This is a genomic window from Psychrobacter sp. TB67 (assembly GCF_000511065.1).
Taxonomy (GTDB): domain Bacteria; phylum Pseudomonadota; class Gammaproteobacteria; order Pseudomonadales; family Moraxellaceae; genus Psychrobacter; species Psychrobacter okhotskensis.
Map to the genome: position 1 here is coordinate 101,020 of NZ_AYYA01000082.1, position 22,073 is coordinate 123,092.

Below are 22,073 nucleotides of genomic sequence, written 5' to 3' on the forward strand. Positions count from 1 at the left end.
CTAATTTGAAAGGGGTTTTTGACCACTCATGATCTGAAGCACAAAGGTTCCGGACACTGTAATCAATAGGAAACCATGAAAGGCCTCCATCGCGGTCATAAATCGAAGATGACCGTCAGGCATGAGGTCACCTCGCCCAAGCGTTGTATAGTTAACTAGCGAGAAGTAAAAGTAGTCCATAAAGTTAAGGGGGGCACTGCCGTTGGGTGAGGACGAGGCCAGGTCGCCAACCTGAAAGTTATGCACAGCAACCCAGAACCCAGCCGCATAAAGCAGTGCCTCAAGGATATGAGCCAGTACGATTGAAGCAACTGTGACCCCAAGGCAGTGTCCCGGATGACGCGACGGCGTCACAAACTGTGACGAAAATTTTAATACGCCGTAATGTATTGCTGTACAGACAGCAATCAAAATCGCTGCCATTATAATTGCCAGAACCACTTTTCACCCTCTTCAAGGAAGCTATGTTATAGTCGAAGGAACAGCACAGATTATCACGCTCTAACTATCAACAGTAGTTTTTTCTTTCTCTCGGCGTAAGTACAACGTAAGCACAATAAGTCAGAAAAATTTATGTCCGTTTCGCGTCATAAGATAACGTATCCCTTTTATTTAGTATCTGTCCCGTCCTAAATGTGTTAACTCATTCTAGGATGGGATAATCGGCTATAGTAATTATTTCAATGCAAGAAGTAATAAATAACGGTTTGGATCATCATTTTCCCAGTTCAGCAAGATCCTTTGATTGTTACATTAGCATACAGAACAATTCATATAGTAAATGTTGCTCAAAGTTACTTAAAAAGCCAAACCCAAATAATCACACCTGAAAGACGGGCGCGAATCCACCGCCTGGCGTACGGAAGTTAGTAGCTTGGCCTTGATAAACACGCGCAGCAGGTAGCAGCAGTTGTCCACCATACGTATAAAGACGTATGTCCACCTTTCTCGTCATTACGGTATCATCAATTTTTAGCGCTCGCTCTGTTGCAGGCACAAAAGTCTGTGCAATATAACCCTCATCCAGTATGTTCTCAAAAACGCGTCGAGTCAGTTTACTGCCGCGATAGACGCCTTTGCTTCCATAACCAGCCACTGGCTTAAAAAACAGGTCTCGTCGAGTACGCCACAACTCTGCTGCATCATCTCTTGCAACTATTCGTGTCTTTGGTACAGAATTTTTTAGATATTCAACTGCAGCGTCATCTAGCCCCCAAGCATGCAATGTCTGCGCATCGGATAGTAAGGTTAAGTTGTGTTTGTTGGCCAACATAGCATGTACATGAGGATTGGGTGTCACTACCACAGCATCCTCTAGATACGCCTGCTTAAGCAGCGCATGGTCAGGCTCCTCAAATGCGAAATCGACCAATCGATTGTAGACCATATCGATTTTCTGTCCATGGGCTGTCAGCACACCATTGACATATTCGAGTTCAGAGGGATCTAGTATCACAGTATCAATACCCTTAGCTTGGAGCAGCTGACAGGCCAATTGGAACTCTAAGAACATGAATTGACTCTTGGGATCATTATCTACAATAGCTATCCGATTGGGCATAGCAACAGTGGATTGTCGCTGCCATTCCTGTTTGAACATGTCAAACACTGCTTCCTCGAACCTATCTAGCATTTGATTGGTTGCAGCGCTTTGCTCTGAGGGGTTGCAACAGCGTTTTTGTGCGCGAGCGAGCAACACATTCAGAAATGCGCCGCCGGCATTGGTATTGACCTCGATGAGCTGGGGGCCGTCGCTACTCAAGTGAAAGTCATAACCCATGAGAGCCCCTATTGGACCTGGGTCGAAAGCAGCTATTTCTGGTGCCCACGACAGCACTTGCTCTTGATACAATGGCAGTTCGGCAGCTGACTCGATAGCCCTGACGATTCGTTCCATCGCCTCTATCTCTGTTTTGGGAACGAACACTGGTGTTGCTGAAAAAAGCTTATTAAGCTCGTTCGCTCCTATTGGATTGTTTCTAGTCTCTACCAATTGATCGTGAAGGCTTGTATTGAGGGCTTTACGATCGAGGGTAATGCAGTAACATTCTTTGTTAAGTCGATTTGCAAGACTGTCATTTTTGTTGTTATCGATTATTTCTTCCATTTAAATTCCATCGCTAAGTAGAGTGCTCACATTGACATATTTAGTGAATAGTAAAAACAGAGGCGTTTGAGGTTAGTAACTTTTTTATGTTTCATTTTTTGAGGTTAAATCAATACTTGGTTCCTCTTTAATCAATACTTTTGCTAAAAACAAACCCAGCTCAAATAATAGCCACATTGGAATTGCCAGCAATAGCATAGATACCCCGTCGGGCGGTGTCACTACTGCTGCAACCCCAAAACAACCGACTATGATATAACGACGCTTATCCTCAAGACTCTGAGTAGAAACGATCCCAACTAATATCAATAATAAAGTAACTACTGGAATCTCAAAGGTGAGGCCAAATACCATAAATAACTTGAGAGCGAAGCTCAAATAACTATCAATATCGGTCATAGGTATGACATTTTGTGGCGCAAATAGGATAAAAAACTTCAATACGCTTTTGAGTACAATAAAGTAGGCAAAGGCAACACCCGTATAAAATAGAAATATTGAAGACAGTAATACTGGAATGGCTATTTTTTTCTCTTTTTTATAAAGACCAGACGCAACGAATGACCAAATTTGATACAAAATATAAGGCATTGCTAAAAATGCAGCGACAAAAATTGTCAAACGAATAGGTGCCATAAAGTTCGAGGTGATATCGGTCGCAATCATAGTCGAATTAGCAGGCAACTGAGCAACCAAAGGATCTGATAAAAGAGTATAGAGCTCACGTGAAAACCCTACCAGCGCTAAAAATATAACTAAAACTGCTACGCATATCTTGATTAAATGGGCGCGTAACTCTATCAAGTGCGCCGTAATAGGCATGTCACCAAGTGCACTCAGCACATCATCAGACTTATGACTATCAGCCGTGTTTATTGTCGCCTCAAGTTCTGTATCCGCTATCTTTTGTTGTCGGCTTTTTTGTCGTTTAAATAGATTCATTTATCTGCCTCCTGTTTGGTTAAGGAGGAGGCGCTATTGGGCTGATGATCTTGCTCATCAAGAGCGACTGGCTGATGTGGCTCATCTGAGTGTTGATTCTGTGAGTCTTCAAATTTTTGTATATTACCACGCATCTTTGCCAGCTCACGCTTCATATCTGTCTCAGTCTGACGGATGTTTGCTAGCTCATCTTGCATTTGTTTTCGTGTTTCAGTCAGATCAAGCTCAGACTCTATTTCAGATTGTAGGGTGGATATCATACGACGCAATTTGGCATACCATTGCCCAGCGGTACGTGCAGCCTGTGGTAGTTTTTCTGGACCCAATACGATCAAGGCAATGATGCCAAATAAGAGTAACTCGGAAAATCCGATATCAAACATAACAGTCAAATGTAATAGTTAATAGGCGAGTGAGTATCGTCAGCTAATGACACTTTTTACACTTTATGCTTATCCTCAGTGGTAGGGCTGATTTCCACATCATCAGCCTGATTACCTACACGCGTATTTAAGTCGATATCTGAAGTTGGCGTACTCTTTTCATGATCAAGCATCCGATTCTTACGCGCGTGTTCGGTTTCTTCATCTTTGACCGCTTCTTTAAAACCCTTTACCGCACCGCCTAAATCTTTACCTGCGTTTTTAAGCTTGGCAGTACCAAATACAACGACTACGACTACTAACAAAATCAGCCAATGTGTAATAGAGAAACTACCCATAACGATATCCTTATTTTTAAATTCTAATAAAACCCGTATTGGGTATTACGTTTTGACAATTTTTACTAACATTTACATCACAAGTCCAACCGACGTAGTCTAAGTGCGTTAGCGATCACCGAGAATGATGACAAGCTCATAGCTGCCGCTGCTATCATCGGACTGAGCAGAAGCCCAAATATGGGATACAGCACACCTGCGGCAATAGGAACACCAAGTGCATTGTAGATAAAGGCAAAAAACAGGTTCTGTCTGATATTGCGCATGGTGGCGTGGCTAAGCTTATAAGCTTTTGCAATTCCCATTAAATCACCTTTTAGCAGAGTAATACCCGCACTCTCCATTGCCACATCGGTACCCGTTCCCATAGCGATACCAACATTAGCTTGCGCTAGCGCTGGTGCGTCGTTAATACCATCACCCGCCATAGCTACCAGTTTACCGCTGTCTTGCATTTCTTTGACAATACGGTTTTTGTCCTCTGGTGAGACATCCGCATGAACTTCATCAATACCTAATTTATTAGCGACTGCCTGCGCAGTTTTTTCGTTGTCACCGGTTAGCATCACAACTTTTAAACCTGCGTCATGAAGCAATGAAATCGCCTCTTTGGTGCTTGGTTTAATAGGGTCAGCAACTGAAATAATACCAGCAGCTTTACCATCTATAGCCACAAACATGACCGTTTCACCGTCTTTTCTACGGACATCAGCTTTGGTGGACAGCTCACTATCAAAACTATTTAGGCTTTCCATAAGCTTAGAGTTACCAATAGCGACTTTCTTACCATCGACCACGGCTTGTACGCCTTCGCCAGTAGTCGAATTAAAGTCAGTAGCTTTAGGAATAATGAGTGATCTTTCTTGAGCCGCTCTAACGATAGCTTCTGCTAAAGGATGCTCGCTTGCACTTTCTACTGCGGCTACTAAGGCTAAAAACTCGTCTTCATCTTGACCTACCTGCGCATCAATTGCGGTAAGCTCAGGCTTACCAGCGGTCAGTGTTCCGGTCTTATCGACGACAATGGTATCGACTTTTTCCATACTCTCTAACGCTTCAGCATTTTTGATAAGGACACCGTTTTGCGCGCCTTTGCCAGTACCAACCATAATGGACATCGGCGTTGCCAAACCAAGGGCGCAAGGACAGGCAATAATCAGTACCGCAATGGCATTAACCAAAGCATAGGCCATAGCGGGCTCAGGGCCGAATATCGCCCAGACAATAAAGGTAATGACGGAGGAGATAAGCACAATCGGTACGAACCACCCAGCCACCTTATCTACCAATTTCTGTATAGGTGCGCGGCTACGCTGGGCTTCGGCAACCATTTGTACAATTTTAGATAATACCGAATCTGCTCCAACATTGACCGCTTCGACCAATAGCGTTCCGGTGCCGTTTACCGTACCACCAGTCACGGTATCTCCTGCTACTTTTGATACAGGGATTGGTTCACCCGTTACCATTGATTCATCGACATTACTATTACCGTCGATCACTGTACCATCTACGGGTAACTTCTCACCTGGTTTAACCCGTAGCTTATCGCCAGTGACGACCTCATCAAGCGAGACTTCGACTTCTTCACCATTTTCTTCCACACGTCTTGCGGTTGGTGGTGCTAGCTCAAGTAACGCTCGAATCGCACCTGAAGTCTGACTTCTGGCTTTGAGCTCTAATACTTGACCCAGTAATACCAAGGTTACAATGACAGCTGCTGCTTCATAGTAGACACCGACTTGTCCGTTAGCATCTCTAAAGCTGTCTGGAAAAATACCGGGCAGAAAGGTTGCTACCAGACTGAAACCAAAAGCCGCGCCTACGCCTATCGCAATCAAAGTAAACATATTGAGATTGCGGCTTTTTATTGACTGCCAACCACGGACGAAAAACGGGGCGGCTCCCCAAAGCACTACAGGTGTCGCAAGCACTAACTCAGCCCACTGTAAAACCTGTGAAGGTACACCATACTGACTAAAGTCAACTCCAAACATACCGCTCATAACGTATATTAATAGCGGTATAGTGAGTACCGTACATATCCAAAATCGGCGGGTCATATCGTCAAGCTCTGAGGTATCTTCTTCGCCAATGGTGATCGTTTCTGGCTCAAGTGCCATGCCGCATATTGGACAGCCGCTATTCTCAATATCTCTAACTTCAGGGTGCATAGGGCAAGTGTAGACCGTGCCATTATAATCATCTGGTACTTTATCGTACTTGCCACCTTTGATAGATTTTACTTCGCCACTACCACCACTCTTTCCATGACAGCTAGCGTGATCATCATTGTTACTAGAGTCAGCAACTTCGTCTTCAGGCTTAAGAAACATACCGCATATCGGACAATCGCTCTTTTTAGTATCTCTAACTTCCGGATGCATCGGGCAGATATAAACCGTACCACTATAATTTTCCGGTACTTTATCGTACTTGCCGTCTTCGATAGGTTTTGCCTCATTACTATTATTAGCATCCGCTCCATGACAATGCGCATGACTATCTTTATTGTTGTTGGATTCAGCAACTTCGTCTTCAGGCTGAAGAAACATCCCGCATATTGGGCAGTCACTTTTTTCGATATCTCTTACTTCTGGATGCATAGGGCAGATATAAACCGTACTACTATAATTTTCCGGTACTTTATCGTACTTGCCGTCTTCGATAGGTTTTGCCTCATTACTATTATTAGCATCCGTTCCATGACAATGCGCATGACTATCTTTATTGTTGTCGGATTCAGCAACCTCGTCTTCAGGCTTAAGAAACATACTGCATATCGGACAATTGCTCTTTTTAGTATCTCTAACCTCAGGATGCATCGGGCAGATATAAACCGTACCACTATAATTTTCTGGTACTTTATCGTACTGACCACCTTTGATAGATTTTTCATCGGCAATATGTTTCATAAAACTACTCCTTGAAGACAATAAATATTGATAATAAATACAGCTCTTAAAGCACTATCATCAATCCTTGATTGCTATTCATCTAATCATTAATCTAAAAACCTCTAAAAAATAATTTCTATACTTTTCAATTGGAATTTAGTCTTTATCACGCAAATACTTGAGCAGAGCCTTGATGGTTAATACTAGTACTGCGAAAACCAGTAAGATGAATAACAAACAGATAAGCATCATAACCCAGCCCATACCCTGCATCATTGAGCCGTTCATCGACCCATTCATCATGCCATTCATTATTATTTCTCCTTACTCTAAACTGTGATTACTCTAACTTTTCAATTCATTTTCGCTCAAATTGAAAAGATTTGCTGACTATTCATATACGAGTACCTTTGAACTATTTTGCGAACCAACGATATAGTGGCACGAATAAGATTGCGAAATACCAACCGTAAAGATACGATTCTACAAGCCCAATTAGAAAACCTGTCCACGTCAACCACTCAAAGCCAGGTAGTAGAGGCGCCCAAGCTTCATGCATACTTATCTGTTCGGGTGCAAGTAAGCCAAAGCCTATGCATAACAGGTAACTAATGAGTAGAAACAGCGATACACTGTTGCCAACAGGAGCAATCCTCAAAGTACTTGTTGTTAAGTTTGATTTAGCCATCTTAATACTTCTTGTTATTACATGATGTCGTTCAAGCTTAAACCCATCAACCGTCCATCTGTCCGTTTTAAGCCTAAGAAAGCAGTGTGAGTAAAAGCTTTATGCTGTACTAATATTACTTCTTGATTCGTGAGGCGGCAGCGAGTTGACGCCATCTACCCCAACGAGGAATAAACATTGGCACTTGCCGTTTATAGGCAAGGTAATCTTCTCCAAATGTTTTGAGCATCTGTTGTTCCTCACGTCGAGCGAGCCATGTATAAACTAGTACAATAATTGGAAACAGAACGATTGAGAATAGTGTTGGCCAATGCACTACGCCTTCCCCGAACAGCGCAATAAACAACCCCGTGTACTGAGGATGACGCACGTAGGCATAAAGCCCCTCCGTCATCAAGCGGTTCTCACCCCGTGCTTTATGGACTTGACGCCAACCTTGAGCAAAAAGTCCGACTCCTAAAAATGCAATAGCATAGCCGAGTAGCATTGAGATCATCATGCCTGTCTCACCTAAACCAACAAGGGTCGACCATAAGCTGGCGCTGATATATTGGCTGTCTAAACCAAAAAACCGTACTAATAAATATATAGTGAGCGGAAAGCCATACATTTCTGCGTAAAGTGCAATGATGAAAGCCTGAACTACACCAGCACCCGCCCATTCACGCCAGTTCTTTGGTGCGAAATAACGGTAAAAGAACCAAGAAATGAGCACAATAACAATTAGTGCGAGACCCCAAGTTCCAGCGTGATTAAATGACTCATTCATGGCTTACTTTCCCCGTTCTCTTTATGAATATCGTATTGCATGAAATCACTTGTTGAAGATAGTAAGTAGACGCTTAAATCTACGCAATTTTAAACCAAACAGTTTTTTATAAATCCTTTAATGTTATTGTCAATGTTGGTGTGTAAGTGCATCTTTTTCGATAGCCTTTCTCCTCGCTGACGACTTGAGATAAACCTGCTCAGCCACAGCAATCACTACGATAGTAACGACTGCTACGCCAAGCACGAATGGATCTGAGTGTAGTTTGATCCAGATAAAACCACCGAGGACTAAGATATCAAGAAGTATGGCCACTACAGGTACCCACATCACCGCTTTTATGTCTTGACGGAGGTATCTTAGAACACCCCAGTGGATAGCGATATCCATGATCAGATAGAAAACAATGCCAAGCGCTGCAATTCGTGAAAGATCAAATAACGTTGTGAAAGCCAAACCCAACACCACGGTATAGACCAGTGTGTGTTTTTGAACGCTGCCTGGCATCCCCAAATGACGGTGGGGTACCAGCTTCATTTCGGTTAGCATAGCGAGCATACGAGAGACTGCAAAGATACTAGCAAGGAGACCACCAGCGGTAGCTACCATTGCGATTGCTACTGTGAACCATAGACCATAGTCGCCAAGTGCTGGGCGTGCGGCGGCAGCCAAAGAGTAATCTTTGGTTTCAATAATTTCAGCAAGAGATAGATTACTAGACACCGCGAAACCGACTAGGGTGTAAATTACTACGCAGATTGCGATTGAAATTATAATGGCACGGCCGACGTTACGATGAGGGTCTTTTACCTCCGAGCCACTGTTGGCGATCGTGGTAAAGCCTTTAAAGGCCAGTATGCCTAGCGCCGTTGCGCCAAGAAAGTTACCAACAGTATTAGTGTCACCTAATGTAGAAGAATCAATTGCAAAGCTATCAGCCAGCCAGACACCAACCAGCCCGAAGATGAGAATCCCAACAATTTTTATAATACCGATAACCGATGCGACCCCTTGGATCCAACGATTGCTAAGCAAATTAATCAAAAATGCAGCAAGAATAAGCGCTGCGCCAAGAACGGATACCATGCGACCGCTGTCATCGCCACCAAATAACTGCATGGTATATGACCCGAACGTCCGAGCCAAAAAGCTCTGCGCTATAACCATGGAGAAATACATCAGCAGGGCATTAAAGCCAGTCGGTAAACGATCTCCGTACGCTTGGTGTAGGTACATCGCGACACCACCAGCTGATGGGTAGGCATTAGAGATTTTGATATAGGAATAGGCACTAAAAGAAACAACGATTGCAGCGGCTAAAAACGCCAAGGGGAAAAGCGAACCTGTCATCTGAGCCATTTGACCAGTCAGAGCAAAAATACCAGCGCCGATCATGACACCGGTACCTAGCATAACTGTTCCTGATAATGTCAAACTATCCTTCTGATAGCGAGTCGTTCTATCTTGCTTCATACTTATTCGACCTTAATCTATTTCTTCGTAGAACTTCAGTTTTACAGGTTATTTTTGAAGTAAGGAGTAGGTATAATTAGAATTAAAAGTCACGACTTAATAAATAGTCTTTAAAAAAGAACTTACTTATTATTATCATTCTAAATCATCAATAAGTTGCTGCATCTCAGCGATTTCACGCTTTTGTGCTTCGATAATGCCATCCGCCAACTCTCTTACCCGTGGGTCTTCTATATCGGCACGCTCACTGGTCAAAATAGCAATAGAGTGATGCGGAATCATGGCTTGCATCCAATCTACTTGGTCGACAGTTTGCTGCGAGCGCACACCCCATAGACCAAAGGCAAATAACACCACACTAACCCCATAGACCATCAAGTTTATCTTGGTTTTTTTATACATATTGCTCATAAAGGCGAGCATAATAATGGCCATCACAGCGCCCATATACAATGCCATATAAGCTCGGGTTTCACTAAAATAGACGTGATCCAATTTATAGGTATTAAAATACATCATGATAAACATCACCACTGTGGATGTTAATATCATCAAAGTGAACTTCACATAAGGATTTATACCCTGTTGATGGCTTTGATGATTCATATTCCCATTGTTAGCAGCATTGTTAGCAGTATTCATAATGTGACCTCTTTAAATTTAACAATATTGGTATAATGGACATTTTATAATTTAGAACCAGAACATTACGCCAGCGGTTACACTACTAGAGTCAACGGCTACGTTTTCTTGGCGGCGTAAGTCTCGTGCATCCCCTAAGGCTGATGCATAACTAAAACCAACGTAGGGTGATAATTGACGACTTAGGGTTTCATAAGCTAACCGAACTTCAGCCCCAAACTCATTAAATCCTTTAGTAATACCGTTGTCAGTATCGTCTTTACTAAAGGCTGTCAGCCCTACTTCTGGTCTGACAACCCAACGCTGAGTCAAACGCCACTCATATGCCGTACCTAAGTCAAGACGTACTTGACCATCAGTATAGAGATAGGCTCTTGCATCTGTTTCAACAAAGTATGGTGCAGTACCTACGATACCCGCCATAAGGGCAGCCTTATCGTTTTTGGTATCATAAGCGACACCTGCTTCTCCGTTCCAATAGATACCGAGAGGCTTCCAGTAAGCGAGCGAGGTCAGACTATCAATTTTTTTATCGTCCTTAGTCTGAACACTACCTTCGCTACGTAGCGTTACGCGGTTGCTGTCTGTACCGTACCACGTATCAAACTTATAATTGATTTGATCATCGTCAAATTGATAGCCCAAATCGTCTACTGATACGCCCCATAACGGTAAGCTACCCATCATCACAGGCTTACCAAAGCGACCATAGGGAACACCGTTTGAATAGTCAGGACTGCGAGCATCAGCTGGAGCTTCGCCACCTTGCATTCCTGACATGTCCATACTGCCATGATCCATGCCCGACATATCCATGCCACTATGATCCATACCTGACATATCGCCCGACATATCCATGCCACTATGATCCATATCTGACATGTCACCTGACATATCCATACCACTGTGATCCATATCCGACATATCGCCTGACATATCCATACCACTATGATCCATATCCGACATATCGCCTGACATATCCATGCCACTATGGTCCATATCTGACATATTGCCCGACATATCCATGCTGCTGTGATCCATATCCGACATGTCCATACCAGACATATCCATTTTGCTATGATCCATATCCGACATGTCCATACTACTATGGTCCATATCTGACATAGTCATGTCTTTTTTAACCGTGGACGGGTCAGCAGCATTAGCAAATGATGATGCTAATAATACCAATGATGATACCCCGGCGAACCGTAAACCTACTTTATGTATTTTCATCTCATCTCTCACCTATCAACCAAAGATTTGCTTAAACAACGGCAACTTCTCTAAACATCCCTGCTTCCATGTGATAGAGCAAGTGGCAATGCCATGCCCATCTGCCAGCTTCTCCGGTGACATCAAAGCTTATCTTTTGTGCAGGCTGTACCATTATCGTATGCTTACGTACTTGAAACTCACCTGAAGGCATCCGCAGATCGCTCCACATACCATGCAAATGCATGGGATGATTCATCATGGTGTCATTGACTAAGGTAATACGTACGCGCTCGCCCGGCTTAATATTGACCGGTGCGGCATCTTTGAACATAACCCCGTCTAGAGCCCAAATATAGCGCTCCATGTTTCCCGTCAGATGTATTTCAATCTCTCTGGTGGGTTTGCGCTGCTCTGCCATTATCTCATCGCCGACAGAGCGCAACTGACTATAATTCAAAACCTCTCTATTAATATTGCGCAGGTTGATACCTGGATCGTCAAGGTTCATACGTGGACTGTCCACACGCATATCGGACTTAAAGTCATATTCTGTTTTGGCGTGCTTGGCGTCATAGCCATTCGCACCCATAGCTCCCATCATATCTGCCATGGTGAGCCACTCGATTTTATCCATCGCTGGTATCGCAGCACGAGCCCCTTTTTTGGTAGCAAGCGTTGTCGCAACATAGCCTGACCGATCTATGTTTTGAGCAAATATGGTATGCGCGTCTTTAGTGGGCGTCACGATGACATCATAAGTCTCGGCCACCCCAATACGGAAATCATCGATATCGACGGGACTGACATCAATCCCATCCGTCGCGACGACTTTCATTTTTAGGCCGGGGATGCGTACATCAAATATCGTCTGCGCTGAACCATTAATAAAACGTAGTTTGACAGGCTGTCCAGCCTTGACAAGTTGCGTCCAGTTAGCCGCTGTGGTTTTACCATTCATAAGATAAGTAAACGTGGTCTCACCAGATAAATCAGTAAAGTCTGTCGGCATCATCCGCACCTGATTCCACGTTTTGCGCTTATCAAAAGCAGCTTTTAGATCCGTAGCGGCAATATCGGACAATAGCTTTTTAAAGTCTGGCAGATGATAATTATCAAAGCCAGCACGCTGCTTTAGTAGTTTCAATAAATTATGCGGATCACGGTGCGTCCAATCACTAAGTAAAATGACATGGTCTTCTGCGATAGGGTGACGTTCTCGTCCTTTAGCCTCAACGACGATAGCACCGCGCATACCGGTCTGTTCTTGAAAGCCCGTGTGCGAGTGATACCAATAAGTACCCGATTGCTTGAGTTTGAATTTATAAGTAAACGTACTATTGGCAGGAATACCATCGAAGCTGATGCCAGGCACGCCGTCCATCTCGAACGGAACGAGCAAGCCGTGCCAATGAATAGAGGTCGACTCATTCAGTTGATTATGGACACGGATGATGACCGTATCGCCTTCTTGCATCTTAAGCGTCGGCGCTGGCAATGAGTCATTAATGAGCGTCGCCATACTTGACTTACCATTAACCGTAATCATCTTTTCGCTGACGTAAAGGTCAAACTCATTACCCGTCAAGATAGGGACGACATGATCGGCTTTATCACTATTGACGACAACGTTTTGCTGACCTTTGCTTAGCGCACTATTAGCAATGGATGGCAGCGTGGATAGCATTGACGCACCAAGCAGGGTCGATGACCCTGTCAAAAAACGCCTGCGGTTAAACATGTTCTTATTATTCATAATGTTGACCTAATTTATTTTACGAGATGGTATTTAAGCCTGTATTTTAATAATACATCAATAACTTACCAGTAAGTTAACTAAAACACTATTTAAGTAAAACTAAATTTACAGTTGCTGAGCTGGAGACTCAATAGTAGCATATATTTCTGTGCTGCCATCTTTGTTCAATTGCATGACTTTATACGGCATGAATTTATCCTGATATTTCATGCCAGGGCTACCCACTGGCATACCGGGTACGGCAAGTCCAATCGCTTGTACCGGTGGGTTTTCTAAGAACTGTGCCATATATTTGGCAGGAACGTGACCTTCAAACACATAGCCATCGGTTGTCACTGTGGTATGACAAGCGCGCATTTCCTTTGGTACGCCGTAACGATCTTTAAATAAGGACAAGTCTTTAGGGTGCTGCGTGGTTGCACTTAGACCATTATCTTTTGCATAGCTTACCCAGTCTTTACAACAGCCACAGTTTGGATCTTTATAAACCGTTGCTGAGACATTTTTGAGTAACGTGGACTGAGTGGTTACGGGGGTCATAATCGGTGCAACTTCAGCTTTTTCTACTTCTTGCGTAGCAACTTCAGCTTCTTGTGCTGTTTGCGTAGCAACAACAGCCTCTTTTGGTTGTGCTGTCTCTGAATCAGAGGCGCTAGTATTAGCTTGGCTGCAAGCAGCTAGTGTTAACGATAGTGAGGATGCCGTTAACAATAAAAGGACACGACCTGATACCCGGTTATGTCCACTAGTGAATATATTAGTATAGCGTCCCATAAAACCACTCCTGAGCGTTTGATTATTGAGTATTTTAGAAAATCACGCCCGACCACTAAATGAAGTAATACGAGCAAGCTTTAAAGCCTAAAAAGCAGTACTACCTAGCACTGCGTTTTTTATTCAACAATTAATGCTGCATCTCAGCACCTTCACCCGACATATCCATCATATCTGCGTCCATCATCTCCATGTCCATATCATTCATATCCATGTCCATCATATCGCTATTAAATCTTGTGGTGAGCATTGTATATTGGTCGGCATTTAGTTCAGGTAGCGTTCTAATAAAAGCCACCATCGCCCACATTCTATCGTCATCATGGGTTGCGCCCCATGCTGGCATACCAGAGGCCATGATACCGTGTTTGATCGCCCAAAAGTTCTGTTGTGCCCCCGCTTTATTATCATAACGCGCGACAACTTCAGCCTTAGTAAAATTAGGCGGACGCGGATACAGATACTCGCTTAGATCTGTTTTTTCTACATCAGGAGCCAAGTGACAACCTGCACACATATCTTTGTAGTCTGCACCACCAGAGCTGATCATATCCACTTGTTTTAGATCTGGCACTACAATATCTTTACTAGCATTTGCTATAGAGCGCGTGCGAGCCGTCTCTAAAAAATTATAAACCAGTGGGGTATGCCCTTGATCTGCACCGATATTCACAATACCACTGCTAACAACTGCAAAGACCCCAACGATTGCCACAAACACGGTAAAAAGCGCACCCCATAAAAATTTCATATGTCTGTCCTAAAGTCTATTGCTGTTAAAATTAGTTTAGTATTTGATAGAGTCAGGGTCTACGAGTTTTAATAGTTGACCCTGACTCTTTATCTAGCGCTGTCAGATTTACTTAGAATCATTGTCACTAGTGACACAATGCTTTTGGTACATTTGCTTCATTTTACCTACGTTCGCCATCATTGACTTCATGGCAGGATCATCCATATTCATTTTGCTATGATCCATTTTTTCCATCATTTTCATGTTTTTTTCCATCTTTTCACAGTTCATGTTATCTTTTTGTGCATGCATCTCTGGAGAATGCGCCATAGCTGAAGTTGAAACGATTAGAGCTACAGCAGTGGCAGCGATTGATTTAGACAGTAATTTAAATTGCAACATAATTAATTCCTATTTATTTATTGAAAGTTGTTAACGCCTGAATCTGTTTAAAGTCTACTGCTGTTAAAATTAGTTTAGTATTTAATGAGGTCAAGCCCAACAAAGCTTGTGGTTGAACTTGACTCGTCATTTATCGAAGCTAGATTTACTTAGAAGCGCTGTGACTATCAGAGTTATTATCCTTGGTCCTTGGTAGCGCAATTCTTTTCATGCATTTGCTTCATTTTGCCCATATTCGCCATCATAGCTTTCATGGCAGGGTCGTTCATGTCCATCTTGCTATGATCCATTTTTTGCATTTTTTCCATCATTTGCATGTTTTTCTCCATCTTTTCACAACTCATACTATCTTTTTTCGCATGCATCTCTGGAGAATGCGCCATAGCTGAGGTTGAAAGGATTAGAGCTACAGCAGTGGCAGCGATTGATTTAGATAATGACATAATTAATTCCTATTTATTTTATTAACGCCTGAGTCTGTTTAATGTCAAGACTGTTAAATTGGTTTAGATGATACCTTATTCTTTCTGACTGGTAGATGACAATAAGATTACAATATTGTCATCTTAACGTTTCTAGATTTTAATTCTTAATAGAATCCTTTAGTATGACTTGAGGGCTTCTATCGCGATCGCGACCATATTTGTTCACGAAATCCTTTTCAGACTGCAAGTGCTGATCTTGATGCTGAACTTCACAAGCAACTCTAGCATCGATATAGCTTTTCATTTCAGCATCCGATACATTTGCATTATTGTGATCTAGGTTTTTAGCAAACTTGGTAACGTTATCGCAGCTATCGATAATTGAAGTGCTTAGATTGGTCGTATGCGCATTAGCCGCTGTTACACCGATAAGCATCGATGCTGATAGTAGTACCGCTTTTTTGAGTGAACTATAATTTTTCATGTGAAGTCCTTTTAAAGATGAGTAGATGAGTAATAGAATGTCTAATTAAAATAACCGCTGAATTTATAGAATCTATCTGTATTATAGAAGAGCTTCTATGTAGCGTTGATTTATAATACTAAATGGTGACTGACAGCTTGATGACTGAGACATGACATGTTTGTCATAAACAATACAACTTTGTCATCTTTCTTCTCTTAATATTAGGCGTCAGAATATACTTTTATCCAAAGCAATCGTTTATGACAAAGGGCTTGATAGACTTTATTGATAACTATAATGACATTAGGTGGAAAAACTATGAAAGTGCTATTGATAGAAGATGAGAAAAAACTTGGAGAGTATATAAAGAAAGGGCTAACGGAAGCGGGGTTTATTGTTGACCATCACCTGACAGGCTTGGATGGCTATCATGCCTTAATGACTGAAGAATTTAGTGTGATACTCATGGATGTCATGCTGCCTGACGTTAGTGGCTTTGAGCTGGTACGTAATTACCGAGCTGCTGGCAAGCATACGCCCGTGCTGTTTTTGACGGCGAAAGATGATTTAAGTGACAAAATAAAAGGGATCGAGATTGGTGGCGATGATTATCTGACCAAGCCTTTTGCCTTTGCAGAATTAATCGTTCGTATCAAAAGCTTGTTAAGGCGCGCCAATCAATCGGACTATAAAAGTACGCTCATGCAAATAGCCGATCTCAAAATGGACATTGCCAAGCGCACTGTGCATAGGGGAGACGCGCCTATTAAACTGACCGCGAAAGAATTTTCCTTGTTACAGTTCATGCTGGAGCGCCGTGGTGAAGTATTACCGCGCTCGGTCATCGCCTCTCAAGTGTGGGACATGAACTTCGATAATGATACCAATGTGATCGATGTGGCGATAAGACGCCTGCGCATAAAAATAGACGACAATCATAATATGAAATTGATACACACTGTACGGGGTATGGGCTACCGATTGGATGCGGTCGATAGCGATACCACTACACACCCCAGTATCGAAGCGCAACATTCTGCCGCTAAGTAAGAAGCCAAGTAACATGAGATATAAATTTGACAACCGCCGCCTACCACTCTTATGGCGCACGGTATTTTTGCTAACGATATTCGTGGTCGTCTCACAAGTCATCATCTATATTTGGGTACAGCGCTCTGTCAAAGGGCATTTTGAACAAATGGATGCTGAGATTATTACCCACGCAGCTTTTAATTTACGTAAGCGAGCAACAGACTCTGATGACCGGCTAACGTCTCAAAACCTACTAAGCTCGCCATCTTCTATAAACCCACTTTCTGAAAAGCCACTTCTTTCAACGGCAACAGAAAGCGCTAACCATCTACATTCTTCTCAGCAAGATTACGATTTAAAGACCATCATTGCTGACAAAGAGGGACGCCTACTATCGAGTACCCCTAGCAACTTTGCCAATGAGCTCAGCGTAGATTTTAACTTATGGTCATTGCAGCAGGATAATGACGATCAGCAGTTTGTCATTAATATCAATGACAGACGCTATCGGGCGATGATTATTGAAGACAGTAATACGCTCGCGCTTATCGCCTTACCGATCGACGTGCATCATCAGTATTTATTACAGTTTAATCGCCAGCTCAGTATGATTTTATTTGCGATTACCTTACTGCTGGTTTCCATAGCGGCATTGAGCGTCTATTGGGGTTTTGCACCTTTGGCAACTATTATTCAAAAGATGAAAGGCATTAATCCTGAAAGGTTGGATGAGCGCGTCATCGTTAGTGATATGCCATTGGAGCTAAGGCCGCTCGCGGAATCTTATAACGCTATGATGGTCAAGCTCGAAAGTAATTTTGAATCCTTGTCACGGTTTTCGGACAATATCGCTCATGAGTTACGCACGCCAATAGCGACGCTGAGTACACAAACGCAAGTGATGTTGAATAAGCCGCGAAAGGATGAGGAATACATTGAGCAATTGCATCATCAGCACGATACGCTTGAGCAGTTATCAGCCATGATCAATAATATGTTGCTACTGGCAAAAACCCAAAAAGGGCTGAGTGACTCGCAAGTGAGTCGAGTAGATACCGAAAACTTAATCACCAAGCTCACAGACTACTATGAAATGATTGCCGAAGATCGTGACATAACTTTTTCGAAATCAGGAGATTTTAAAACGGTATTAGGGGATGAAGGCTTATTGCAACGGCTGTTTGCCAATCTCATGTCAAATGCCATTTATTATGCGGCCAGTGACAGTGTTATCGCTATATCAGCCACCAGCGTTCCCTTGAGTGCTGCCTCCGATCCTCTTGCTCTTAATACGGCTGATGCTTTTTATACAGCTGACACTCTCAATATGGCAAAGAACCATAATCAAATCTCAAAGCAATCTTGGTTAAAAATCACCTTGACGAATCACTTAGAAAAACCGTTAAGTCAAAGTGATGCCGATAAATTATTTGAGAGATTCTATCGTCACGACAAAAGCAGCAGCCAGCATTCAGGGACAGGTTTAGGGTTGTCTATAGTGCAGGCTATCGCCAATGCTCATAAAGGTAGGGTGAGTATCACCATCAGAGATGAGTATATTTTTGAAGTGGCGGTAGAGTTGTTGATTGCTTGATGGTTACTCTGAAGAACGGATTGGTGTTTAATATCGAAATAATCGAAATAATCGGAGTGATTGAAGTGAAACGCTGTCTTAAAAACACGTTAGAGGCTTGACGTGTTGAGGGTTTTACCAGTCAAAAAATCGTTTTAGTCGGCGCTGATAAGCTTAGCAACAGCCTAAATGACCGCTTATATAATCAACAAATGTTATAGTGTTTTAAGGTAACATACTTATTAGCCATTCTCGGTTTAGGGTGTCTTGCTTGACCACTGCTACTATTAAAACAGTGTATAGTCAGTGAAAAGTAATATCGAACCATCAGGCACTGCTGATATCCATTTTTCTTGCTTGCTGTGCCTGCGCAGACAGAGGCGACGAAAAACTGATATCAGCAATAGCGTCGCGTTTTTAGGATATTTTGACTATAGCTATTAAAACAGTACAGCAATTGATAGTGAGCAACAGCTCGGCTACTTTAAGACAATAGGTGACATATGGATGTGTTTTCGTATTGGCAAGGGTTTTACAACAACCTTTGGTTTTGGCAATTTCCTATGGCGACTCTTGCCATTAGTATGGCAGCTTTTTTGGTGGTAGCCATTCCATGAACGGTGGTGGCTTGGTTAGATCCGCTGTCTTTGCGCAAATACAAGATTCAACAAAAACCGTTCGAGATGAAGAAATTCCTGTTGCCTTCGATTGGTCGTATCGTGGTCAAAAACCTCATTTTGGCGACGTTATTAGTGGTTAGTTGGCCACTATTGCAGTTGACTGGCGTCCACAAAGGCACACTGCCTGTTTGGTATATTATCATCGCGCAATTGATATTTTTTGTGCTACTTGATGATTTTTTATACTACTGGATGCATCACTATATGCATGAGAATAAATGGTTGTTGCGGCATATTCATAGCGTCCATCATCGTATTCGTAATACCTGCGGTATCAATGGCAATTACATGCACTGGATTGAGTATTCATTGACCGCGATGCTCACCTTGGTTGGGCCTATCTTGCTAGGCGCGCATATCTATGTGGTTTGGATGTGGGTCATTCTACGTCAGGTCGAAGGGGCGGATGGACACATTGGTTATGATATTCCTTGGAATCCTGTGCATTTGTTGCCTATGTATCAAGGGCCTATCTATCAAGGGCCTATCTATCACGACTTCCATCATGCCAAATTCAAAGGCAACTATGCTGGCTTTTTACCTTATTTGGATAAATATTTAGGTAAAACGCATATCCCTGCCTATTTACGGTATTTAAAAGCGAAAAAGCAGGGCTTAACGCCGTTAGAAATAGAGCAAGGTGAGTTGCAGGCACAAAAGAACAAAAAGACAGCAACATCGTTAGGCGCTAGACGTTAGGCGCTAGTAAGCCTCAAAGTATAAGCACTCATTTGAAAGCACGATACGGCCTGATTCATAATATAGTCAGAGCACTTTTAAACCGCTACGGTGTTACCCGCTCTAGAGGTACTCAGTGTACTATCTGCGGTCGGTCGCCTTGTAGCGATTCTAAAATTCCTTGACTATAAGCATGCAGTATCTACTGGCATCTCACATTTTCAGGTAGGTTTCTTTATATCAATGAGCCTTTGTACTAGCCCGTTGTTTAAAGATTAATAAACAGACAATGATAAATCCTAACAGCGCTGCCGAAGCGCCAAAGCGACTCAATGCCAGACCACCATGATCGATAGGCTTGTCTAAAAAGTCACCTAGTACAGCTCCTAAAGGCCGAGTTAAAACGAAAGCACTCCAAAATAGCAGCGTTTTTGATATTTTCGTACCGAAATGCATCACAGCAATAAGTGCTAATAAAGAGCCAAAGATGATGGCACTCGTTGTATAGCCCATGCCTTTGGTATCTGCGACCCAGTCACCAAGTGCTGTACCAAGCGTCTGCGAAAACATAATGGTCGTCCAGTAAAACACCTCTGCTTTGGGCTTGCTAATACTATCGATGGCAATGCTGCCCATCGTTTTTTGCCATATGACTAAACATACCCCAAGTAGCGCTACCAGTAACGCTGAGCCGCCAGCGTAGCCAATTCCTAGTGATCTCGTCACGTAATCTGCTATCGTTGTGCCTAATGTCGTTGTCGCAATAATCGTCGTCCAATACAACCATTTATTAAACGAATTGGCTTTAATTTGAGTGGCAACCGCTATGCCAAATAGCACAGCGAATATACCAGTACTGACGATGTAGCCTAGGTTGAGCGACATGGATAAGGCGTCGCCTGCCGTCTCACCAAGTGTCGTAGCAGCCACTTTGATTATCCAAAAAAGCAGGGTAACCTCTGGAACTTTGGACAAAGCATTTAATAGAGAATCATTATCTGCAGCGGTGGATGGGTATTGAGTATTTAAGGTTGTATTCATGTGTGGATTCACTCTGTCGATAAGCAAATTTAATGTCATATTGTTGACATGACTAAATTATCAATAGAGGTGTTAAGAAAGTGTCAAGATAGGGCCTTCTAAATTCATTAAAATTTTTTGACAAAAAAACCCTATAAATTATAGGGCAGAAGGCTTGAGCGAGTTTGTGCTATAGTCGATTCAATGTAAAAGTAGTACAAGGCAACCAAGTGTAGATGTATATGTGATACTTCAAGCGAGGTTAACGCAGTAATACTTTTATAGTGGAATGACTATAATAGCTATTTGACTGAATCAACTGTGCTGCTTAAAGTAAGGTTGTGAGCTTTGTGATGAGCCGTTCGTTTAAAAAATACGCTGGCAAGCGCACAGGTAATTGTTAGTGAAAGCAGCATTGATACCAATGTGTGGCTAAAAAAATGATCGCCAAACAGCATTTTATACATCCCCATTGTCCAGCCTAAGACAGTCACTATTTCAAATATTCTATAGCGGTACTTATGCAAAGTGGGTAAGAATGCTAAACCATACAAAGAAAATCCTGCGCTAGCGTGAGCGGCTGGGAAGCACTTGGCAGGCGTATTCGCGACTATATTTTGCCAAATATTTAGATAAGGAAGCTCGCCACCAAACAGTGTCAAATGATTGGGGCAACTGACATGGGTGACTCCTTTTAAGAGTGCAATGCTAGAAGGTACGACGATAAGAATAGTCAGCAGATAACTTATTTCACGAACCGACAAAGGAATAATAAATCTGTCGAGCTTGCCATAGTGGATGGTAGAAGTAGTGCTCGAAGGTTGTCTGTATTTGATAATTAAAATCGTGACTAAGTAGATAGCTGAGAGGATTAATAGCGCTTTAGGTCCATCATAAAAGATAAAAGCGTAAGGCTGAGCACCTTTTTGGAGGAGCCACTGACCGTTGGTATAGAAAAGCTCACTAATACGAATATCAAACTGGCTGTGCTCAAAGGTTAGAGCGGCAATAATGGTCAAGCAAAGGAGCTTCAGCCACATCCAATCGGTCAGGTTATTTTTTAGAGTCATTGAGGCG

At 42.6% G+C, this 22,073-nt stretch carries 23 protein-coding genes; 3 read left to right on the top strand and 20 right to left on the bottom strand.

All coding sequences use genetic code 11. The features are described 5' to 3' along the window. The 18 genes from W293_RS0114705 to W293_RS0114790 all read right to left on the bottom strand — a co-directional run bounded on the left by W293_RS0114705 (position 1) and on the right by W293_RS0114790 (position 16,031). Positions 1-423: a two pore domain potassium channel family protein gene (locus W293_RS0114705; RefSeq protein ID WP_198015458.1), complete on the bottom strand. Its 423-nt coding sequence runs from the start codon at positions 421-423 to the stop codon at positions 1-3. 397 nt (positions 424-820) lie between these two features. After that, on the bottom strand, positions 821-2,107 hold the full coding sequence (locus tag W293_RS0114710; protein WP_025653150.1) for a hypothetical protein: 1,287 nt from the start codon (positions 2,105-2,107) through the stop codon (positions 821-823). A gap of 84 nt (positions 2,108-2,191) precedes the next feature. After that, positions 2,192-3,049, bottom strand: coding sequence for a twin-arginine translocase subunit TatC (gene tatC, locus W293_RS0114715; RefSeq protein ID WP_025653151.1), 858 nt, complete (start codon positions 3,047-3,049; stop codon positions 2,192-2,194). Beyond that, entirely contained in the window at positions 3,046-3,432 is a 387-nt protein-coding gene (tatB, locus tag W293_RS0114720; RefSeq protein ID WP_025653152.1) for a Sec-independent protein translocase protein TatB, read from the bottom strand. Before tatB ends, tatC begins: the two co-directional genes overlap by 4 nt. A 56-nt stretch (positions 3,433-3,488) precedes the next feature. Beyond that, positions 3,489-3,770, bottom strand: coding sequence for a Sec-independent protein translocase subunit TatA (gene tatA, locus W293_RS0114725; RefSeq protein ID WP_025653153.1), 282 nt, complete (start codon positions 3,768-3,770; stop codon positions 3,489-3,491). Positions 3,771-3,847: 77 nt separating this feature from the next. Continuing rightward, entirely contained in the window at positions 3,848-6,685 is a 2,838-nt protein-coding gene (locus tag W293_RS0114730; protein ID WP_025653154.1) for a copper-transporting P-type ATPase, read from the bottom strand. Positions 6,686-6,823: 138 nt separating this feature from the next. After that, positions 6,824-6,979, bottom strand: a complete 156-nt coding sequence (locus W293_RS17300) for a hypothetical protein (RefSeq protein WP_156915658.1) — start codon at positions 6,977-6,979, stop codon at positions 6,824-6,826. A 103-nt stretch (positions 6,980-7,082) separates the two neighbouring features. After that, the gene (locus W293_RS17565) at positions 7,083-7,355 is read right to left on the bottom strand and encodes a DUF5676 family membrane protein (protein ID WP_025653155.1); all 273 of its coding nucleotides are present in this window, start codon (positions 7,353-7,355) and stop codon (positions 7,083-7,085) included. Positions 7,356-7,470: 115 nt separating this feature from the next. Then, positions 7,471-8,124, bottom strand: a complete 654-nt coding sequence (locus W293_RS0114745) for a methyltransferase family protein (protein ID WP_025653156.1) — start codon at positions 8,122-8,124, stop codon at positions 7,471-7,473. Between the two features lie 129 nt (positions 8,125-8,253). Beyond that, positions 8,254-9,597 carry an APC family permease gene (locus tag W293_RS0114750; protein WP_037026091.1) on the bottom strand — a complete coding sequence of 448 codons (1,344 nt, stop codon included), beginning with the start codon at positions 9,595-9,597 and terminating at the stop codon, positions 8,254-8,256. A 135-nt stretch (positions 9,598-9,732) separates the two neighbouring features. Then, positions 9,733-10,239: a DUF305 domain-containing protein gene (locus W293_RS0114755; protein ID WP_037026089.1), complete on the bottom strand. Its 507-nt coding sequence runs from the start codon at positions 10,237-10,239 to the stop codon at positions 9,733-9,735. A 51-nt stretch (positions 10,240-10,290) separates the two neighbouring features. Further along, positions 10,291-11,475 (bottom strand): copper resistance protein B, encoded by a 1,185-nt coding sequence (locus W293_RS0114760; RefSeq protein ID WP_025653159.1) that lies wholly within the window; start codon positions 11,473-11,475, stop codon positions 10,291-10,293. 31 nt (positions 11,476-11,506) lie between these two features. Beyond that, a complete protein-coding gene (locus W293_RS0114765; RefSeq protein WP_025653160.1) occupies positions 11,507-13,210 on the bottom strand; it encodes a copper resistance system multicopper oxidase in 1,704 nt (567 codons plus the stop codon). A 108-nt stretch (positions 13,211-13,318) separates the two neighbouring features. Beyond that, positions 13,319-13,987 (bottom strand): DUF411 domain-containing protein, encoded by a 669-nt coding sequence (locus W293_RS0114770; RefSeq protein WP_025653161.1) that lies wholly within the window; start codon positions 13,985-13,987, stop codon positions 13,319-13,321. Between the two features lie 130 nt (positions 13,988-14,117). Further along, positions 14,118-14,738: a c-type cytochrome gene (locus tag W293_RS0114775; protein WP_025653162.1), complete on the bottom strand. Its 621-nt coding sequence runs from the start codon at positions 14,736-14,738 to the stop codon at positions 14,118-14,120. A 108-nt stretch (positions 14,739-14,846) separates the two neighbouring features. Next, a complete protein-coding gene (locus W293_RS0114780; protein ID WP_025653163.1) occupies positions 14,847-15,122 on the bottom strand; it encodes a hypothetical protein in 276 nt (91 codons plus the stop codon). A gap of 176 nt (positions 15,123-15,298) precedes the next feature. Next, the gene (locus tag W293_RS0114785; RefSeq protein ID WP_025653164.1) at positions 15,299-15,565 is read right to left on the bottom strand and encodes a hypothetical protein; all 267 of its coding nucleotides are present in this window, start codon (positions 15,563-15,565) and stop codon (positions 15,299-15,301) included. A 139-nt stretch (positions 15,566-15,704) separates the two neighbouring features. Continuing rightward, the gene (locus W293_RS0114790; protein WP_025653165.1) at positions 15,705-16,031 is read right to left on the bottom strand and encodes a hypothetical protein; all 327 of its coding nucleotides are present in this window, start codon (positions 16,029-16,031) and stop codon (positions 15,705-15,707) included. Positions 16,032-16,331: 300 nt separating this feature from the next. Here W293_RS0114790 and W293_RS0114795 point away from each other — a divergent pair, with 300 nt between their 5' ends. The 3 genes from W293_RS0114795 to W293_RS16605 all read left to right on the top strand — a co-directional run bounded on the left by W293_RS0114795 (position 16,332) and on the right by W293_RS16605 (position 19,997). Then, entirely contained in the window at positions 16,332-17,063 is a 732-nt protein-coding gene (locus tag W293_RS0114795; RefSeq protein ID WP_025653166.1) for a heavy metal response regulator transcription factor, read from the top strand. 13 nt (positions 17,064-17,076) lie between these two features. Then, positions 17,077-18,639: an ATP-binding protein gene (locus W293_RS0114800; RefSeq protein ID WP_025653167.1), complete on the top strand. Its 1,563-nt coding sequence runs from the start codon at positions 17,077-17,079 to the stop codon at positions 18,637-18,639. 602 nt (positions 18,640-19,241) lie between these two features. Next, the gene (locus W293_RS16605; RefSeq protein WP_051395152.1) at positions 19,242-19,997 is read left to right on the top strand and encodes a sterol desaturase family protein; all 756 of its coding nucleotides are present in this window, start codon (positions 19,242-19,244) and stop codon (positions 19,995-19,997) included. 219 nt (positions 19,998-20,216) lie between these two features. On the opposite strand, the gene W293_RS0114810 is transcribed toward W293_RS16605, so the two are convergent. Both W293_RS0114810 and W293_RS0114815 read right to left on the bottom strand, forming a co-directional pair. Continuing rightward, on the bottom strand, positions 20,217-21,017 hold the full coding sequence (locus W293_RS0114810; RefSeq protein WP_025653168.1) for a membrane protein: 801 nt from the start codon (positions 21,015-21,017) through the stop codon (positions 20,217-20,219). Between the two features lie 281 nt (positions 21,018-21,298). After that, the gene (locus tag W293_RS0114815) at positions 21,299-22,066 is read right to left on the bottom strand and encodes a PAP2 family lipid A phosphatase (protein WP_025653169.1); all 768 of its coding nucleotides are present in this window, start codon (positions 22,064-22,066) and stop codon (positions 21,299-21,301) included. Positions 22,067-22,073: the final 7 nt, after the last annotated feature.

Bases quoted from the DNA above. Each gene is read 5' to 3' on its own strand.
- W293_RS0114765 (WP_025653160.1), bottom strand. From the start codon at position 13,210: ATGAATAATAAGAACATGTTTAACCGCAGGCGTTTTTTGACAGGGTCA.
- W293_RS0114815 (WP_025653169.1), bottom strand. From the start codon at position 22,066: ATGACTCTAAAAAATAACCTGACCGATTGGATGTGGCTGAAGCTCCTT.
- W293_RS0114795 (WP_025653166.1), top strand. From the start codon at position 16,332: ATGAAAGTGCTATTGATAGAAGATGAGAAAAAACTTGGAGAGTATATA.
- W293_RS0114770 (WP_025653161.1), bottom strand. From the start codon at position 13,987: ATGGGACGCTATACTAATATATTCACTAGTGGACATAACCGGGTATCA.
- W293_RS0114810 (WP_025653168.1), bottom strand. From the start codon at position 21,017: ATGAATACAACCTTAAATACTCAATACCCATCCACCGCTGCAGATAAT.
- W293_RS0114800 (WP_025653167.1), top strand. From the start codon at position 17,077: ATGAGATATAAATTTGACAACCGCCGCCTACCACTCTTATGGCGCACG.
- W293_RS0114705 (WP_198015458.1), bottom strand. From the start codon at position 423: ATGGCAGCGATTTTGATTGCTGTCTGTACAGCAATACATTACGGCGTA.
- tatB (WP_025653152.1), bottom strand. From the start codon at position 3,432: ATGTTTGATATCGGATTTTCCGAGTTACTCTTATTTGGCATCATTGCC.
- tatC (WP_025653151.1), bottom strand. From the start codon at position 3,049: ATGAATCTATTTAAACGACAAAAAAGCCGACAACAAAAGATAGCGGAT.
- W293_RS0114780 (WP_025653163.1), bottom strand. From the start codon at position 15,122: ATGTTGCAATTTAAATTACTGTCTAAATCAATCGCTGCCACTGCTGTA.
- W293_RS0114760 (WP_025653159.1), bottom strand. From the start codon at position 11,475: ATGAAAATACATAAAGTAGGTTTACGGTTCGCCGGGGTATCATCATTG.
- W293_RS0114750 (WP_037026091.1), bottom strand. From the start codon at position 9,597: ATGAAGCAAGATAGAACGACTCGCTATCAGAAGGATAGTTTGACATTA.
- W293_RS0114790 (WP_025653165.1), bottom strand. From the start codon at position 16,031: ATGAAAAATTATAGTTCACTCAAAAAAGCGGTACTACTATCAGCATCG.
- W293_RS17565 (WP_025653155.1), bottom strand. From the start codon at position 7,355: ATGGCTAAATCAAACTTAACAACAAGTACTTTGAGGATTGCTCCTGTT.
- W293_RS0114785 (WP_025653164.1), bottom strand. From the start codon at position 15,565: ATGTCATTATCTAAATCAATCGCTGCCACTGCTGTAGCTCTAATCCTT.
- W293_RS0114745 (WP_025653156.1), bottom strand. From the start codon at position 8,124: ATGAATGAGTCATTTAATCACGCTGGAACTTGGGGTCTCGCACTAATT.
- W293_RS0114775 (WP_025653162.1), bottom strand. From the start codon at position 14,738: ATGAAATTTTTATGGGGTGCGCTTTTTACCGTGTTTGTGGCAATCGTT.
- W293_RS0114730 (WP_025653154.1), bottom strand. From the start codon at position 6,685: ATGAAACATATTGCCGATGAAAAATCTATCAAAGGTGGTCAGTACGAT.
- W293_RS0114755 (WP_037026089.1), bottom strand. From the start codon at position 10,239: ATGAATACTGCTAACAATGCTGCTAACAATGGGAATATGAATCATCAA.
- W293_RS0114710 (WP_025653150.1), bottom strand. From the start codon at position 2,107: ATGGAAGAAATAATCGATAACAACAAAAATGACAGTCTTGCAAATCGA.
- tatA (WP_025653153.1), bottom strand. From the start codon at position 3,770: ATGGGTAGTTTCTCTATTACACATTGGCTGATTTTGTTAGTAGTCGTA.
- W293_RS17300 (WP_156915658.1), bottom strand. From the start codon at position 6,979: ATGAATGGCATGATGAATGGGTCGATGAACGGCTCAATGATGCAGGGT.